Source organism: Amycolatopsis sp. NPDC114478 (genome assembly GCF_055633805.1).
This window is the reverse complement of sequence record NZ_JBVKDO010000001.1, coordinates 346,664-364,051: the sequence shown is the minus strand read 5'-3', so window position 1 is coordinate 364,051 and position 17,388 is coordinate 346,664. Positions and strand designations below refer to the sequence as shown.

12 protein-coding genes are annotated in these 17,388 nt (G+C 72.2%); 7 read left to right on the top strand and 5 right to left on the bottom strand.

Features of this window, described 5'->3' with window-relative positions:
• Window position 1 precedes the first annotated feature (1 nt).
• The 3 genes from ACZ7OH_RS01745 to ACZ7OH_RS01735 all read left to right on the top strand — a co-directional run bounded on the left by ACZ7OH_RS01745 (window position 2) and on the right by ACZ7OH_RS01735 (window position 4,444).
• A complete protein-coding gene (locus ACZ7OH_RS01745) occupies window positions 2-2,428 on the top strand; it encodes a GcvT family protein (RefSeq protein WP_470279111.1) in 2,427 nt (808 codons plus the stop codon).
• A 3-nt stretch (window positions 2,429-2,431) separates the two neighbouring features.
• Window positions 2,432-2,953: a cyclodeaminase/cyclohydrolase family protein gene (locus tag ACZ7OH_RS01740; RefSeq protein ID WP_470279110.1), complete on the top strand. Its 522-nt coding sequence runs from the start codon at window positions 2,432-2,434 to the stop codon at window positions 2,951-2,953.
• A gap of 135 nt (window positions 2,954-3,088) precedes the next feature.
• Window positions 3,089-4,444, top strand: a complete 1,356-nt coding sequence (locus ACZ7OH_RS01735) for a trypsin-like peptidase domain-containing protein (protein WP_470279109.1) — start codon at window positions 3,089-3,091, stop codon at window positions 4,442-4,444.
• A gap of 3 nt (window positions 4,445-4,447) precedes the next feature.
• Here ACZ7OH_RS01735 and ACZ7OH_RS01730 read toward each other — a convergent pair whose 3' ends face one another.
• Entirely contained in the window at window positions 4,448-4,822 is a 375-nt protein-coding gene (locus ACZ7OH_RS01730) for a MarR family winged helix-turn-helix transcriptional regulator (protein ID WP_400893774.1), read from the bottom strand.
• Between the two features lie 86 nt (window positions 4,823-4,908).
• On the opposite strand from ACZ7OH_RS01730, the gene ACZ7OH_RS01725 reads away from it, so the two are divergent.
• Complete coding sequence (locus ACZ7OH_RS01725; RefSeq protein WP_470279108.1) at window positions 4,909-6,366, top strand: MFS transporter; 1,458 nt, start codon at window positions 4,909-4,911, stop codon at window positions 6,364-6,366.
• Window positions 6,367-6,469: 103 nt separating this feature from the next.
• Here ACZ7OH_RS01725 and ACZ7OH_RS01720 read toward each other — a convergent pair whose 3' ends face one another.
• The 3 genes from ACZ7OH_RS01720 to ACZ7OH_RS01710 are packed head-to-tail and all read right to left on the bottom strand — an operon-like array spanning window position 6,470 to window position 8,950.
• Window positions 6,470-7,720 (bottom strand): MFS transporter, encoded by a 1,251-nt coding sequence (locus tag ACZ7OH_RS01720; RefSeq protein WP_470279107.1) that lies wholly within the window; start codon window positions 7,718-7,720, stop codon window positions 6,470-6,472.
• Window positions 7,721-7,749: 29 nt separating this feature from the next.
• Complete coding sequence (locus tag ACZ7OH_RS01715) at window positions 7,750-8,103, bottom strand: VOC family protein (protein WP_470279106.1); 354 nt, start codon at window positions 8,101-8,103, stop codon at window positions 7,750-7,752.
• Between the two features lie 46 nt (window positions 8,104-8,149).
• Window positions 8,150-8,950 (bottom strand): glycoside hydrolase family 25 domain-containing protein, encoded by an 801-nt coding sequence (locus ACZ7OH_RS01710; RefSeq protein ID WP_470279105.1) that lies wholly within the window; start codon window positions 8,948-8,950, stop codon window positions 8,150-8,152.
• A 259-nt stretch (window positions 8,951-9,209) separates the two neighbouring features.
• Here ACZ7OH_RS01710 and ACZ7OH_RS01705 point away from each other — a divergent pair, with 259 nt between their 5' ends.
• Entirely contained in the window at window positions 9,210-10,790 is a 1,581-nt protein-coding gene (locus ACZ7OH_RS01705; RefSeq protein ID WP_470279104.1) for a substrate-binding domain-containing protein, read from the top strand.
• Window positions 10,791-10,801: 11 nt separating this feature from the next.
• A complete protein-coding gene (locus tag ACZ7OH_RS01700) occupies window positions 10,802-12,544 on the top strand; it encodes a hypothetical protein (protein WP_470279564.1) in 1,743 nt (580 codons plus the stop codon).
• On the opposite strand, the gene ACZ7OH_RS01695 is transcribed toward ACZ7OH_RS01700, so the two are convergent.
• On the bottom strand, window positions 12,538-13,188 hold the full coding sequence (locus ACZ7OH_RS01695; protein ID WP_470279103.1) for a class I SAM-dependent methyltransferase: 651 nt from the start codon (window positions 13,186-13,188) through the stop codon (window positions 12,538-12,540). The two genes, ACZ7OH_RS01700 and ACZ7OH_RS01695, sit on opposite strands and share 7 nt — an antisense overlap.
• Window positions 13,189-13,314: 126 nt before the next feature.
• Here ACZ7OH_RS01695 and ACZ7OH_RS01690 point away from each other — a divergent pair, with 126 nt between their 5' ends.
• Window positions 13,315-17,325 carry an alpha-(1->3)-arabinofuranosyltransferase gene (locus tag ACZ7OH_RS01690; RefSeq protein WP_470279102.1) on the top strand — a complete coding sequence of 1,337 codons (4,011 nt, stop codon included), beginning with the start codon at window positions 13,315-13,317 and terminating at the stop codon, window positions 17,323-17,325.
• Window positions 17,326-17,388: the final 63 nt, after the last annotated feature.

The following is a 17,388-nucleotide window of genomic DNA, read 5'->3' as shown; positions in this document are numbered from 1 at the left end:
CATGACCGCACCGCGAGTAGTGATCATCGGCGCCGGCATCGTCGGCGCGAACCTCGCCGACGAGCTGACCGCCCGCGGCTGGACCGACGTCACCGTGCTCGACCGGGGCCCGCTGCCGCGCACCGGCGGGTCCACTTCGCACGCGCCCGGCCTGGTGTTCCAGACCAACGCGTCCAAGGCGATGACGGACTTCGCCCGCTACACCGTCGAGAAGTTCCTGGAGCTGGACTGCTTCCTCCAGGTCGGCGGCATGGAGGTGGCGACCACCCCGGCGCGCTGGGAGGACCTCAAGCGCAAGCACGGGTGGGCGACGTCGTGGGGCGTCGAAGGGTCGCTGATCGACGCCGCCGAATGTGTCGAACGCTGGCCGCTCCTGGACGGTTCGCGGATCTTCGGCGCGCTGCACGTCCCCACCGACGGGCTCGCGCGGGCCGCCAAGGCCGTCGAGGTGCTGGCCGTGCGGGCGGGTTCGCGCGGTGCGAAGTTCATCGGCTCCACGCGGGTGACCGCCGTCCTGCAGGACGGCGGGCGCGTCACCGGCGTCCGGACCGACCAGGGCGACTTCCCGGCCGACGTCGTCGTGTCGTGTGCCGGGTTCTGGGGCCGCGAGATCGGTGCGATGGTGGGTATGGACGTCCCGCTGCTGCCGCTGGCGCACCAATACGCGAAGACCGGGCAGGTCGCGGAACTCGTCGGGCGCAACACCGAAGAGGTCGAGGCGAGCCTGCCGATCCTGCGCCACCAGGACCAGGACCTGTACTTCCGCGAGCACGTCGACCGGCTCGGCATCGGCTCCTACGCGCACCGGCCGATGCCGGTCGAGGAGTCCACATTGGACCCGTCGGTGACGGAGACGGCCATGCCGTCCATGCTGCCCTTCACCGAGGACGACTTCGCGCCTTCGTGGGAGCAGAGTCAGCTGTTGCTGCCCGCGCTGCGTCAGACGAAGGTCGAGGAGGGCTTCAACGGCATCTTCTCGTTCACCCCGGACGGCCAGTCGCTGGTCGGCGAGTCGGCCGACGTCCGCGGGTTCTGGCTGGCCGAGGCGATCTGGGTGACGCACTCCGCCGGCATCGCGAAGGCGGTCGCCGAGCTGCTCGTCGACGGGCATTCCGAAGTGGACACCCATGAAGTCGACGTCCACCGCTTCGAAGACGTCCAGCTCGCACCGTCCTATGTGCACGAGACGGCGCAGCAGAACTTCGTCGAGGTCTACGACATCCTGCACCCGTTGCAGCCCAAGCTTTCCCCGCGTGACCTGCGCGTGACGCCGTTCCACGTCCGGCAGCGCGAGCTGGGCGCGGTGTTCCTGGAGGCCGGCGGCTGGGAGCGGCCGCACTGGTTCGAGGCCAACGCGCCACTGCTGAAGAAGCTCCCGCACGACGCGCTGCCGCCGGCACGGGACGCGTGGTCGGCGCAGTTCCACTCGCCGATCGCGGCGGCCGAGGCGTGGCACACGCGCAACGGCGTCGCGCTGTACGACATGACGCCGTTGAAGCGCGTGGAGATCAGCGGACCCGGATCGCTGGAGTTCCTGCAGTCCTTGACGACCAACCAGCTCGACAAGTCTGTCGGCTCGGTGACCTACACGCTGATGCTCGACAACGCCGGCGGCATCCGCAGCGACGTCACGGTCGCGCGGCTCGAACCGGAGGTGTTCCAGGTCGGGATCAACGGCGGCATCGACGTCGACCACTTCGTCAAGCACGCGCCTCCCGGTGTTCAGGTCCGGGACATCACCGGCGGGACGTGCTGCGTCGGCGTCTGGGGCCCGCTCGCGCGGGACCTAGTGCAGCCGCTGTCGCGTGAGGACTTCTCGCACCAGGGCCTCAAGTACTTCCGGGCGCGGCGGGCGCGGATCGCCGGGGTGCCGGTGGTCGCGATGCGACTGTCCTATGTGGGCGAACTCGGCTGGGAGATCTACACCAGCGCGGACAACGGCCTGCGGCTGTGGGACGCGCTGTGGGCGGCCGGGCAGCCCCTCGGCGTCATCGCGGCCGGGCGCGCGGCGTTCAACAGCCTGCGGCTGGAGAAGGGCTACCGGCTGTGGGGCACCGACATGACGACCGAACACGACCCGTACGAGGCCGGCGTCGACTTCGCGGTGCGCCCGGCGAAGGGGGAGTTCCTGGGCTGGGACGCGCTCGAGGGCCGGACGCCGTCGCGGCGGTTGCGGTGCCTCACGATCGACGACGGCCGCACGGTCGTGCTGGGCAAGGAACCGGTGTTCGTCGACGGCGTGGGCGCGGGTTACGTCACGAGTGCGGCGTACGGGTACACCATCGGGCGGCCGATCGCCTACGCGTGGCTCCCGGCGTCGGCGGACATCGGCCGCGGCGTGGAGATCGAGTACTTCGGCCGCCGGGTCGCGGCCACCGTGGCCGCCGAGCCGCTGGTCGACCCCGGCATGGAACGGATCCGGCGGTGAGCCATGCGTGACCTGATCATGAGCGACTTCCTCAAGACCCTCGCCTCCGACGCCTCCCCGGGCGGCGGCGCGACGGCGGCCCTGCACGTCGCCCAGGCCGCGGCCCTGGCCGGCCGGATTTCCGGTGCCCGCGAAGCCGGGGCGCTGAGCATGCACGCGCTGCGCTTGGCGGAGAAGGAGGCCCACGCGGCGGCTGTCCTCGGCCGGGCCCACCGGCTGCCACCGGGCGAGGCGCGGGACTCCGCGCTGGCCGAAGCCCGCCGGCGCGCGTGCGTCCCGGCGGCCGAGGTGATCACCGCCGCGGCGGCGGTGCTCGACTTGGCGGACCGGGTGCCGCCGGACCCCTGGGTGGCCGCGGACCTGGCGGCCGTGGCGGAAGCGGCCCGGGCGGCGGCGGTGACGGCCGGGCTGGGCATCGAGATCCACTCCGGCGTGGCCCCGCCCGGGGTGGCGGCGGTGAGCGAGCGCGCCGACCGCCTGACGGCTTCGATCCGGGAGGCGGTGCCGGCGGTCAGCCGGGGGTAACGTCGGTCACGTCGGCTCGGCTCCGGTCCCGTCCCGGGTACATCCACAGGAAGTCCATGGAAGCGCGCCAGGAAATTCTCAGGAACGGGGCGTTTCCTGGAACGGCCGGAGGCTTGTCGAGGGCTGGAGCTGTGCATGAGCGAGTACGACCGAGGACCGCGGGGCGGCGGCGAGTACCCGTACGGCTACGGCCAGGGCGAGTACCCGCAGGGGCAGGGCTACTACGACCAGCAGCCCTACGACCAGCCCCGCGACCAGTGGGGCCGCCCGTACCCGCCGCAGTACACCCAGCCCCAGGGCTATTACGGCCAGCAGGGTGCCCCCTATGGCTATTACGGCCATGAAGGTGCCCCTCATGGCTTCCCACCGCCCGTTCCGCAGCCGCCGCGCCGGCGGCCCGTCCGCGCGCTGGCGTTCGCCGTCGTCGCGGTGGCCATCGCCGTGGTCGCGGGGCTCGGCATCGGGCACCTCATCTCGGCCTCGACCAGTTCGAACGCCGGCGGCAACCAGAACTTCGGCTTCTCCGGGCAGCCCAGCTCGTCGCAGACGGTGCTCGACGCCGGCGCCGTGGCCGCGAAGGTCGACCCGGCGATCGTGAACGTCAACACCGAGCTCGGCCTGCAGGGCGCGGCCGCGGCGGGCACCGGGATCGTGCTCACCCCGGACGGCGAGATCCTGACGAACAACCACGTCGTCGCGGGTGCGACCAGCATCAAGGTGACCAGCATCGGCACCGGCGACACGTACAAGGCGCACGTCGTGGGCTACGACCGCAGCGAGGACGTCGCGGTGATCCAGCTCGACGGCGCCTCCGGCCTGCCGACGGCGAGCATCGGCGACTCGGGCACGGTCAAGGTCGGCGACCAGATCCTCGGCCTCGGCAACGCGGGCGGCAAGGGCGGTGACCCGGTGCCGGCGCCGGGCACGGTGACCGCGCTGGACCAGTCGATCACGGCGTCCGACGAGTCGAGCGGGTCGTCCGAGCAGCTCACCGGCCTGATCCAGGTCCGCGCGAACATCGAGTCCGGCGACTCCGGCGGCCCGCTGGTCAACGCGAACGCGCAGGTCATCGGCGTCGACACGGCCGCGTCGACGGGCTACCAGCTCAACGGCCGCCGCAGCGGCGGCGCCGGGCAGGGGTTCGCGATCCCGATCAACCAGGCGGTCGACATCGCCCACAAGATCGTCGCGGGCACGGCGACGGACAAGATCCACATCGGCAAGACGGCGTTCATCGGGGTCTCGGTGACGGACGGCCAGGGCGGTGCCCAGGTCCGCCAGGTGGTTTCGCGCGGCCCGGCGCAGCAGGCGGGCTTGACGGCGGGAAGCGTGATCACGGCGATCGACGGCAAGCCGGTCGACTCGGCGACGACGTTGACGAACGTGATGGACACCCACCACCCGGGCGACAAGCTGACGTTGACGGTGACGGCCGCGTCGGGCGGGCAGCAGCAGCTTCAGGTGACAGCGGCCGAGGGGCCGGTCGGCTGACGCTCAGCGCAGCGTCTCGTTGAGCACCTCGCGGTGCGTCCGCTTGGCCGCGAGGTACTTCTCCCGGCCGGCGTCGGTGATCGTCACGAAGATGCCGCGCCGGTCGACCTCGCACAGCGCCCGCTCGACCAGCCCTTCCTTCTCCAGCCGCGCCACCAGCCGTGACGTCGCGCTCTGGCTGAGGTGGATCGCTCCGGTCAGATCGGCCGATCGGCACTTGAAGTCGCACGTCGCCAGGCGCTCCAGGGCTTCGAACTCGTTCGCGCCGATGCCGTGGCGCTCCTGGAGGCGGCACTCGAGCGTGGTGAACACGGCCGAGTAGCGGGCCAGCAACTCGTGCCACTCCTGGACCAGACCCTGTTCAGCGACGTCGCTCACGGCGGCCAACTTATCATGCGCGAGCATCAGATGCAAACGCATTAAATGCATCGACATTAGATGCGTGTGCATGTAGTGTCGCCGCCATGAGCTCTTCCGTGTCCTTGTCCACCACCTCCACGCGGTGGGACGCACGTCTCTGGGGTGTCCTGCTCACCGTTTCGATCGTCATCGGCCTCGACGCGCTCGACGTGTCGATGGTCGGGGTCGCGCTGCCCGCCATCCAGGCCGACCTCGGCCTGTCCACCAACGCGCTGCAATGGGTCGTCAGCGGGTACGTCCTGGGCTACGGCGGGCTGCTGCTGCTCGGTGGCCGCACCGCCGACCTGCTCGGCCGCCGCCGCGTGTTCCTCGTGGCCGTCGCCGTGTTCGCGCTGGCCTCGCTGCTCGGCGGGCTCGTCGACGACGGCGCGCTGCTCATCGCCAGCCGTTTCATCAAGGGCCTCGCCGCCGCGTTCACCGCACCGGCCGCGCTGTCCATCATCACCACGACGTTCCAGGAAGGGCCCGCCCGCAACAAGGCGATCAGCATCTTCGCCGTGTTCGGCGCCAGCGGCTACTCCGCCGGCCTCGTGTTCTCCGGCCTGCTGACCGAGGTCGGCTGGCGCTGGACGTTCCTGCTGCCCGCCCCGATCGCGCTCGTCGCGCTGGTGGCGGCGTGGAAGCTGATCCCGTCGTACCAGCGGGAAGAGGGCCGCGGTTACGACTTCCCGGGCGCCATCACCGGCGCCGCCGGCTCGCTGCTGCTGGTGTTCGGCGTCGTCGAGGCGCCGGAGGTCGGCTGGGCCGCGCCGCGCACGCTGATCACGTTCCTCGTCGCGGCCGCCCTGCTGGTGACGTTCGTGGTCATCGAAAAGCGCAGCAGCCACCCGTTGCTGCGGCTGGGGATCCTGAAGTCCGGTCCGCTGGCCCGGGCGAACCTCGGCGGCGCGCTGTTCTTCGGCGCGTACATCGGGTTCCAGTTCGTCGTGATGCTGTACCTGCAGCGGGTGCTGGGCTGGTCCGCGCTGCAGACGGCGCTCGGCTTCCTGCCGGCGGCGCTGATCGTGGCGTTCGGTTCGCCGCGCATCGAGCCGCTGATCGACCGCGTCGGCACGCCGCGCACGATCTTCGCGGGCGTGGTCGCGCACGTCATCGGCTACGCGCTGTTCCTGCGGGTCGACGAACACTCCGGGTACGCCGCCTACGTCCTGCCCAGCATGATCCTGCTCGGCATCGGCTTCACGCTGGCGTTCTCCTCGCTGAACATCCAGGCCACGGCCGGGATCCCGGACAGCGAGCAGGGCTTGGCGGGTGGCCTGCTGAACACGTCGCTGCAGGTCGGCGGCGCGATCGGCCTGGCGGTGGTGACGGCGGTCCTGACCGCGAACGGCGGTCGTGAAGCCTCGCCGGCCGCGCTGCTCACCGGGTTGACGCCGGCGTTGAGCGTGGTCACCGGGATCGCGGTGCTGGGCCTGCTGATCGCGATCAGCGGCCTGGCCGCCCGGAAGCGACCGGCCGAAGAACCCGTCCCCGAGGCCGATCTGCTGGCCCTGGCGGACTGAACAAAGCGGAAGAGCCACCATCGCGGGGGATGGTGGCTCTTCCGCGCTCGGCCGGCGCCGGTTTTCGTCGGTGCCCGCCGGTAGCGTGGCAACCGGGGGCTGCTCAGGCCGGAACCGGCACCCGCCGCGCGCCGCCGAACCGCAAGGCGGCCACGGCCGTGAGCGCGATTCCCGCCGCGGCCAGCAGCACCGCCGTGCGCAGACCGTCCACTTCGGACGTTCCGGCGTTGGCCACCGCCACGAACACCGCCAGGCCCACCGTGCCGCCGACCTGCTGCGCCGTCGAGGCCACCCCGGACGCGATCCCCTGCGCCGAAGCCGGGGTCCCGGCCGCGGCGGCGCCGAACATCAGCGTGTAGCCCGCGCCTTGCCCCAGCCCCAGCACGACCAGCGCCGGCACCACGTCCAGGTAGGACGCATCCAGCGTCATCGACAGTCCCAGCAGGACGGCCCCGGCCCCGCCGACGACCAGGGACACCACCAGCGTCGGCCGCGTGCCGAAGCGCGTGGCCAGCCGGCCCGCCGCCTGCGAACCGGCCGCGATCGCCACCATCGGCACGCCGAACGCGAGCCCGGTCGCCAGCGCGCCGTAGCCGTGCACGCCCTGGAAGTAGCCGGTGAGGAAGTACAGCAGCGTCCCGAACGTGCCCATGTAGAGGAACGTCACGACGACGCCGGTGCCGAGGTTGCGCTCCCGCAGCAGCCGCAACGGCAACAGCGGGTCGCGGCTACGGCGCTCGATCACCACGAACGCGGCCAGGGAGGCGAGACCGGCGAAAGCCGGGAGCAGCACCGAAGTCCAGCCCAGTTCCGGCCCTTCGACCAGCGCGAACACCGCCAGCGTCGTGCCGAGCGTCGCGGTCAGCGCGCCGGGGAGGTCGAACCGGCGGCCGGGCACCCGGGCCGGGTCGGCCGGCAGCAGGACGAACGCGAGGACCGCGGCGGCCGCGGCCAGCGGGACGTTCACGAAGAACACCGCCGCCCAGCCGAACGCCTGCGTCAGCACCCCGCCCAGCAGCGAGCCGAGGGCCGGGGGCAGTACCCGGCGCACCTTCGAGGTGGCGGCCTCCACGTCGCCGATCGAGGCCGGCCCGGACCCCGGCCGGCCCGTCAGCAGCAGCCCCCAGACGACTGCCAGTGCTTCCTCGTCGGTGAGCATCAACGGAGGCATCCGGTAGTGGCGCGCCAGCCGGTAACCGCCGTAACGACCGCGCACGGAATCCACAGGAATGCCGAGGGCGCGCAGGTGTTCCACGTAGCGGCGCACCGTGCGTCCGTCCACGTTCAGCCGCTCGGCCAGCTCAGCCGAGGTACGGGTGCCGCCGGACTGCAACAACTCGAGCAACGTCAGCACCCGAGCTGTCGGCCGTGCCTCGGCGCGCGCTAGGCGGGCTGCCACAGCTCGACGCGGTTGCCTTCCGGATCGGTGACCCAGCCGAACCGGCCGACACCGTCCATCTCCTGGACGTCGTCGGCCACGTCGGCGCCCTTCTCCCGCAGCTGGGCGAGCATCGCGTCCAGGTCGCCGACCCGGAAGTTCAGCATCGTCTGCTGCGACCGGGAACCGAAGTAGTCCGTCGACGCCTCGAACGGCGCGAACACCGTCGGGCCCGGCTGCTGCTGCCACACACCGGTCGCGTCCGTGTCCAGGCCGAGGCAGTCCCGATACCAGGCGCCCAGCGCCTCCGGGTCCGCCGCGCGGACGAAGTACCCACCGATGCCGAGCACGCGTTCCATGCCCCGATCCTGCCAGCGCCGTGACAAGACCGGGGCACGCGACACGTCAGCCGACGATGTCGATCTCGAACGGGTCGGCCGCGCTGTAGTTGATGTCGGCCCACACCGCGCCCGGCAGGTCGTAGCGCCGGTGGGACGTCAGCTTGTTGTCGTAGCCCGCGACCTGCGTCGGGTTGTGGCCGACGCCCTGGTGGTCGTTGCCCCAGGCGAAGATGTCCCCGACCCACATCGGCTTCGAGAAGCCGTCACCGCCGAGCCGTGGCCGGACGATGACCGCCGCGCCGGGACTGCCGGACAGGAACACCCGCACCGTGTTCTGGTTGGCGTTCGGCGGGGTGACGGTGATGCGCTCCATGATCTCCACTCCAGTCGAGGCGGAACCTTTTCCGTCCACTCCGGGCCAGTAGTCCACGACGGACGAGACGTCGTAGCCCGGGGCGACGTCTCCGCGGTACTGCTTGGCGATCGCGCCGTCGGGGATGGTGGGATCGCCGTTGTAGTGGGCGATCCAGTAGTGCGGCTCGGCGACGCCGGCCGACGAGAACGCCGAGCGCACCGCGGGCCAGGTCGAGAGGTTGCAGTAGACCGTGGGGTCGGCGCCCGCGGCGCGGCGCATCCGGACCCAGCCCGGCGCCTCGCCCGGCGACGCGTCGCCGGGTTCGACGTCCAGGACGTGACCGTCGTTGGTGCTCGCCTTCTTGACGATGGTGACCTTGACCGCGTTGGGGAACCGGGCCCAGTCTTCGGCCGACCAGGGTTCGAGCGTGATCCTGTCGATGTATCCCGCGACCATCTCCGCGCCGGCGGGGATGTTCGCGGCCGTGACCGCGTCGTACATGGTGCGCACGGGTTGCGTCTCCGTTCGGTGCCGTTCGCCGTTTCGGGGACGGCGGAATCGTCATCGCGATCCGCCATCGTGCTGTTACCCATGTGGGACGGGCGTCAAGCGGAAATGTTACGCAGTTCCGGACCGTCACCAATACGGCCGCGGCGCGCAATTCCCTCACCTCGGTTTGACACCTCCGTCGTCACTTTCCGCTGCCGGGTCTGGCTTCCCGCTCACCCGGCTGGCAAGCTGCCAGGACTCCACGACGGAAGGCGAGGGCATGGCGGCACACCCGGCGCGGGCCCGGCGCGTCGACGCTCGGGTCGTCGTCCTGAGCGTGTTGCTCGTGGTCGCCCTGCTCGCCTGGGCCGGCGTCGACTGGCTGCGCGACCGCCTCGCCGCCGGGGGCTGCGACACGACGACGCCGGTGCGCATCACCGCGGCGCCGGACCTCGCGCCAGTGCTGGGCGCGCTCGCCCGGAGCGTGCCGGGACCCGACTGCTACACCGTCGAGGTCACCGCGGCCGCGTCGACGGCCACCGCGGCGGCGCTCGAGGCCAACGGCGCGAACGGCCCCGACGTCTGGGTGCCGGAGTCGAGCAGCTGGCTGCTGCAGGCCCGCGACCTCGGCGCGTGGAACCTGCCCGAGTCCGGCCAGTCGGTGGCGAGCTCGCCGGTCGTGCTGGCGCTGACCGACGACGTCGCGAAGCAGGCGGGCTGGCCGGGGAAGTCACCGTCCTGGTCGGACGTCCTCGCGGGCAGCCCGGTCGGCCTGCCCGACCCGAGCCGCGACCCGGCCGCGATCGCCGCGCTGATCGGCCTGCAGCAGCTGACCAAGGACGCGCCCGACCCCGCGGCGGCGTTCACCGAGGAGATCCGCAAGGTGTCCGTGGTGCGCCAGCCGTTCACCGCGTCCCCCGCGTCGGAGCAGTCCGTGCTGGCGCGCAAGCTCGTCGCCGCGTACCCGGCGGCCGGCGTGCCGAGCTTCGACTACCCGTACGTCGTGCTGCCGCGCGCGTCCGAGGCTTCGCGGTCGGCGGCCGAGCGGTTCCTGCGGCTGCTGCTCGACCAGACGGCCACGAAGACGTTCGCCGACGCCGGGTTCCGCACGCCGGCCGGGCAGCTGCTCGGCGACCGGCCCCGGGACACGCGCACGGACGCCGCACCGCGTCCGGCCGGGCCGCCCGCGCCCGACGCGATGTACGGCGTGTTGCAGGCGTGGGCCGGGGCGAACCTCAGCGCCCGCGTCCAGGTGCTGCTCGACGTCTCGGGCTCGATGGCCGCCACCGTGCCCGGGACCGGCCGCAGCCGGATGGCGCTGACGCTGGAAGCGGCGACCCAGGGCCTCGGGTTGTTCAAGCCGACGACGGAAATCGGGCTTTGGCTGTTCTCGACCAAGCTCGACGGCGACAAGGACTACAAGGAACTGTTGCCGATGCGGCCCATCTCCCAGCAGCTCGCCGCGGGCGGGGTCGCGACGCTGCAGGCGGTCAAGCCGAAACCCGGCGGCGCGACCGGGCTGTACGACTCGATCCTCGCCGCCTACCAGAACGCCCGCCAGAACTGGCAGCTCGGCCGGATCAACGTCGTCGTCGTGCTCACCGACGGCCGCAACGAGGACAGCGACTCGGTCGGCTTGCCCGGCCTGCTGGCCGAGCTGGGCCGGCTGCAGGACCCGCGGAAGCCGCTCCCGGTGATCGGGATCGGCATCGGCCCGGACATCGACGCGAGCGAGCTGCGCCGGGTTTCGGCGGCGACCGGCGGCGACTCGTTCACCACGCCGGACCCGCGCAAGATCTCAGACGTCTTCTACCAGGCGCTGAGCAAGCTCATGTGCCAACCGCCCGCCTGCAAGAATTGAGGACGCCCGTGTTGGTGGAGACCGCGAAGCCCGCCCCGCGGGTGACGCGAAGACCGTCCACTGTGGTCTTGGCGGCGTTCGTCGCCGGCGTGGTGCCGTTTGCGTTCCACGCCTGGGCGGCCTTGCACGGGAGTTTCGCGCAGGACGACTTCGTCGTCACCTACCGGGCCGCCGCGGCCGGGCCGTTCGACCTCGGCTACCTCTTCCAGGACTACCACGGCCACCTGCAGCCCGGCGGGTTCTTCCTCGCCGCGGTGCTGACGTGGTGGGCGCCGCTGAACTTCGCGCTGCTCATGGCGCCGCTGCTGCTGATGCGGGCCGTCGCGACGGTGCTGTTCTGGTGCGTGCTGGTGCGCTGCTTCGGCCGCCGCTGGGCGATCCTGGTGCCGTTCACCGTGTTCACGGCCTCGACGCTGCTGCTGGTCCCGACGCTGTGGTGGTCGTTCGGCGTCCAGCTCGTGCCGGTCGTGCTGGCAGGCGCCGGGGCGCTGCACGCGCACGTCCGGTACCTCGACGGCGGCGGCCGGTGGTGGATCGGCGCGTTCGCCTGGACGCTGTTCGGTCTCGCGTTCTACGAGAAGGCCGCGCTGATCCCGGTGCTGTTGGCCGGCGTGACCGTCCTGCTCGGACGGTCCTTCCGGGACCACCCCCGCTACTGGGCGGGGCACGCCGTGCTGCTGGCCGCGTTCGTGGCCGGCTACTTCGCCGTGACGGCGAGCCAGGTTGGCACGGGCACGCAGCCGGTGTCCGCCGGCACGGTCGCCGACCTGACCGGCCGGATGCTCGGCGACACGCTGCTGCCGGGCCTGGCCGGCGGGCCGTGGTCGGGCGCCGGGGCGGGCGCGACCTGGGCGGCGTCGCCGTTCGCGGTGGGCGCCGTGCTGCTGGTCGCGGCGATCGCCGTGGTGGTCGCGGGTGTGCGCGCCGGCGGCCGGCGCGCGTGGGGTGCGTGGGCCTTGCTCGCGGCCCTGTTCGCGGTGGACGTCGGGCTGCTGGCGCTGACGCGGCTGCGCGAAGTCGGGCCGTCGGCGGGCGACGATCCGCGGTACATCGCCGATCTCACGCTGGCGGCCGCCCTTTGTGGAGCGTTCGCTTTCCTGCGACCCGGCGAAGTTGCGCCGTCCGGCGGAAAGCGTGAACGACCGATCGCGCTAACCGTCTGCGTGCTTTTGCTCGTCAGTTCCGCGATCGGGTTTTCCGGGTTGGCGCCGGCGCTGCGGTTCGCGCATTCCGCGCAGTACCTGGGCAACGTCCGCGCGGCCGTCGCCGAGGACCCCGCCCTCGTTTTCTTCGACACCTTCGTCCCGTCCGATGTGGTCCACGAGTGGTTCGGTGCGGACTCCCGGGCGTCGCGCGTGGCCGGCCTGATCCCCGGCACGCACTTCGACCAGCCGACGAACCGGATGCACCTGCTCGACACCACCGGCACCCCGCACGCGATCACCGGGGTCGACGCGGTTTCCCGCGGGCTGCCCGGGCCGGTGCCGAACTGCGGGTACACGGTCGGCGAGACGCTGGTGCGCGTCCCGCTGGACAAGCCGGTGCTCGGCCGGCAGCTGCTGAAGCTCGACTACTTCACCTCGGACGGCGGCGAAGGCCTGGTCGACCGGACGCCGGTGTGGTTCCAGGCCGGCCTGCATTCGCTGTACCTGCCGGTGGACGGCCTCTTCGACCACATCGACGTGCAGCTCTCCAGCCCGGGCGCGCCGGTGTGCCTGGCGAAGGCCGAGGTCGGGAAGCCGGTCGCTCAGTAGGGGTCGTACGGGCTGTGGTGGCCGAGCAGCCGCGTGAGCGGCCGCAACCGCAGGCGCAGCAGCACCTTGAGCACGACGTTGCGCAGGAACCACGGCAGCTGCGCCAGCACGCGCACGCGGTCCGCCGTGGACGGTGGCGTGAGCTTGAACCGCGCCAGCGACGTCGCCCGGTCCACATAGGTGTACCGACGTCCGAAGAGGACTTTCGCGATCGTGCCGAGCGTGACGCCGATCGAGGAAAAGCAGTCGTGCACCAGGATTTCCGCGCCCGGCGGCAGGTGGTCCGACCAGCGCAGGTCGTCGGTGTAGGTCCAGTAGTCGTGCTTGCCGTCGATGTAAAGCAGCTGTAAGGGGCGGTCCCAGTCAGGGCGCAGTTCCGTGCTGTAGCCGGCGACGAGCTCGACGACGTCGTCCAGCCCGGCCTGGCGGATGTTGCGCTCGAACAGCTGCCGCGTCGGCGATCCGCCGAACAGCCGGCCGTCGACGAAGGGGTCGACGGCGATCACCGTGGCGCCGACCGTGCGGGCCGCCGCGCCGAGGACGATCGTGGATCTGCCCTGGTGGCTGCCGATTTCGAGGACGACGTCGCCCTTCTCCAGGCGGCACACGGCGTTCCACAGCGCTTCGCCCTGCGCGCGCGTCATCCAGCCCTTGACCGGCTCGGCCAGAGCCCAGGCATCTTCGAACGAGATGGCGCACCTGCCAGGAGTTCGGGGACTCAAGAAAATCGTCGGCACATGGTAGCCAGGTTTCGGCCTAGTATCTACCGGATGGTAACCGCCACCCGCGAACGGTCCCGGGACGACGCCCCGCCCTCGAGCGGTGCCCGGAAGTTCTCGGTGGGCGCGTTCTTCCGCCGGCCGAGCACCTGGATCGTGCTGGCGCTGACCACGTTGTCATTCCTGCAGATGCCGGGGAAGACGACGTTCGACACCAAGCTCGACCTCGCCGTCGACCCGCTCGCGTTCCTCGGCCGCGCGCTGCACCTGTGGAACCCCCAGGCGACGGCGGGGGAGCTGCAGAACCAGGCGTACGGCTACCTCTTCCCGATGGGCCCGTTCTTCGCGCTGTGCCAGGCGGTCGGCATGCCGGCGTGGATCGCGCAGCGGCTGTGGGGCGCGATCCTGCTCTCGGCCGCGTTCGGCGGCGCCCTGCTGCTGGCGCGCGCGATGAAGCTCGGCACCGAACGCACGCGGCTGATCGGCGCGCTCGGGTACGCGCTCGCGCCGCGCATGCTGACCGAAATCGGCGGTCTGTCCGCGGAAATGCTGCCCGCGGTGCTGCTGCCGTGGGTGCTGGTGCCGCTGGTCCGGGCCGGGACGATCGGCTCGCCGCGGCGGGCCGCCGGGCTGTCCGCGGTCGCCGTGCTGTGCATGGGCGGGGTCAACGGCGCGATGGTCGTGATGGCGCTCGTCCTGCCGGGACTGTGGCTGCTGACGCGCAAGTGGACGCGCCACCACGTCGAGCTCGTCCTGTGGTGGTTCGTCTTCGTCGTCGGCGCGACGCTGTGGTGGATCCTGCCGCTGCTGCTGCTCGGCGAGTACAGCCTGCCGTTCCTGGACTACATCGAGTCCGCGACGAACACCACCGCGCCGATGTCGCTGTTCGAGGTGCTGCGCGGGACCAACCAGTGGGTCGCCTACGTCGTGCAGGGCACGCCGTGGTGGCCGGGCGGCTGGTCGCTGATCGACAACCCCGTGCTGATGCTCGCGACGGGACTCGTCGCCGGCGTCGGCCTGCTCGGCCTGACCCGCCGCGGCCTGCCGGAACGCCGGTTTCTGGTGCTGGGCGTCCTCGCCGGCCTGACGCTGCTGACCATCGGGTACGTCGGCACGCTCGACAGCCCGCTCGCCGAACAGGTCCGGCACCTGCTCGACGGCCCGCTCGCGCCGCTGCGCAACGTCCACAAGTTCGAGCCGGTGCTGCGGCTGCCGCTGATGCTGGCGTTCGTGCACGGGATCGCCGGCCCGGTGCGAGTGCGGTCGCCGCGCCGGTTCCTGCGGCCCGCGCTGGGCTTGCTGCTGGTGCTCGTGATGGCCGCGCCGGCGTGGCTGCTGAACCTGCGCTCCGGCCCGGGCTGGGACGAGGTTCCCGGCTACTGGTACGACGCGATGGGCTACGTCGCCAAGGCCGACCCGAACGCGCGGACGCTGCTGCTGCCGGCCACCGGGTTCGGCGAATACGACTGGGGCCGCACGGTCGACGAGCCCGCGCAGGCCATCGCGAAGAGCCCGTGGGCGGTGCGCAACCAGGTACCGCTCGGGTCCGAAGGCAACACGCGGCTGATGGACTCGGTCGACGCGGCCCTCGCCGACGGCCGCGGCGACCCCGGGCTCGCCGCGTTGCTCGCGCGGTCCGGTTACCGGTTCTTGCTGCTGCGCAACGACATCGACCGCGACCGGACCAACGCGCCGCCGATCGCGACGCTGCGGGCCGGGCTGGCCGGCTCGCCCGGGATCGGCAAGGCGGCGGAGTTCGGGCCCCTCGAGATCTACGAGGTGCGCAAGGCCGTGCCGCTCGCGACGGCGACGGCCACCACCGACGTCCCGACGGTGAGCGGTGGCCCGGAAAACCTGCTCCCGCTGATCGACTCGGGCCAGCTCGACCCGTCGACGCCGACGGTGCTGACCGGCGACGGCGGTTCGGCCGGCGGCCCGCGGCTGGTGACCGACGGCCTGCGCCGCGCCGAGCGCAACGTCGGTGGCGTGCGGGACAACCTCAGCCAGACCCTGACCGCCGGCGAGGCGTTCCGGCAGCAGCGCGCCGCGGGGGACGTGCTGCCGTTCCCGGGCGAGGAGCACCAGACCGTCGCGGCCTACCGGGGCATCCGCGCGGTGACGGCGTCGACGGCGGCGTCGTTCGCCGACGCGTTCGGCGGCTCCGACCCGGGGCACCAGCCCTTCGCGGCGATCGACGGCGACCCGCGCACGTCGTGGCGCTCGTCGTCGTTCACCGGGCCGATCGGCCAGTGGCTCGAGGTGGAGCTGGACACGCCGCGGCTGGTGAACTCGGTCGACCTGGAGATGGTCGACGACCTCCGGGTCGGCTGGCCGGCCACGCGCGTCCGGATCACCACCGACAACGGTTCGGTCGACCAGCAGGTGATCCGCGGGGCCGGGCCGCACACCTACGCCGTGGCCGCCGGTGTGACGCGCAAGGTGCGGATCACGCTGCTGTCGCTGGTGGTCGGGCGCCAGGACGGGAACGTCGGCATCGCGGAGCTGAAGATCCCCGGCACCGAACCGCAGCGCGCGCTGGAGGTTCCGGCCGACCTGCCCGCGGGTCCGGCGCCGGGGTTCGCGTTCACGCGGGGCGCGTCGCCGCGGTTCGCCTGCCTTCCCGCCGACGGCGCGGTCCGGTGCGACGCGTCCGCGGCCCGGGACAGCGAAGAACCCGACGGCATCCGGCGGCTGTTCAGCACCCCGGCCGAGCAGACGTTCCTCGTCGGCGGCACGGTGCTGCCCGCGGGCGGCGGCAAGAACCCGGTCGCGCTGCCGGGGGTCACGGTGGCGTCGACGTCCCAGCTGGCCGGCGACCCGGCGGCGGGCGGGTTCGCCGCGGTGGACGGCGACGCGGGCACGACGTGGCGCCCCGACGTCACCGACCTGCGCCCGACGCTGACCCTGAACTGGGGCGCCCCGAAGCGGATTTCGGGGCTGCACATCGGGGTCGCGCCGGCGAGCGGCGCGCGGGCACCCCGGCAGGTGGAGCTGGTGGGGAAGTCGGGGTCGCGCACGGTCCAGCTCGACGCGGGCGGGTCGGCGTCGTTCGAACCGCTGGACACCGACCAGCTGCAAATCGTGCTGCCGGGCGATGACGACGACCCGGCCGCGCGGGCCGTGGTGGGTATCGGGAGCCTGGAGCTGTCCGGCACCGAAGGGCTGCTGCCCGGGCCGGACCCGGCGTTCACGGTGCCGTGCGGGTCCGGGCCGAACGTCCACCTCGACGGGCTCGACTACCGGACGTCGGTGCAGGGGACGCTGGCGGACATCACCGCGCACCGGCCCCTGGAGCTGCGGATGTGCCGGGACTCGGAGGGCGGGATCTCGCTGCCGGCCGGCGGGCACGAGCTGCGGACGGACCGGTCGGACTCGTTCGTCGTCCAGGACCTGTGGCTGCGCCCGGCGGTGGCGGCCGCCCCGCCGGTGCACCGCGCGGTGCAGGTGGGCAAGTGGGACGCGGCTTCGCGGTCGGTGACGGTGGCGCCGGGCGCGGAGGCGGTGCTGGCGGTCCCGGAGAACGCTAACGCGGGCTGGGTGGCCACTTTGGACGGACGTGAGCTGACCCGCACGCGCGTCGACGGCTGGCAGCAGGCGTGGATCGTCCCGGCGGGCGCGGGCGGGGTGGTGTCGCTGTCGTTCACGCCGGACTCGGCGTACCGCATTTCGCTGCTGGTCGGGGCGGCGGCGGTGGCGCTGCTGCTGGTGGGTGTCTTCTGGCCGGCCCGGCGGCGGCCGTTCGCGGTGCTGCCGGGCGGTGCTTTCGTGCCGGTGGTGCTGATCGGACTGCTGGTGGCGCTGGGCGGGATGCTGCCGGTGGTGCTGCTGATCGCGTGCCTGCTGACCCGCCAGTTCCACGACCGCGCGCCGAGGTACCTGGCGTTCGGCGGGATGGCCGTGGCGGCGGTGGTGTCGGTGACGGGCCGCATCCTGGGCCACGGCCAGGAGTGGGCGTACGGCCCGGTGACCCAGGCGGCCCTGCTCCTCGCGGCGGCCGCGATGGTGGCGACGTGCGTGGACTGGTTCACCCGCAAGGAGAACCCGACGGAACCGGCGAGCTAACCGGGGAAACTGTCAGTGCCTCCCGGTAGCGTGGAAAACGGGGGCTGCTCAGGCCGGGGATGA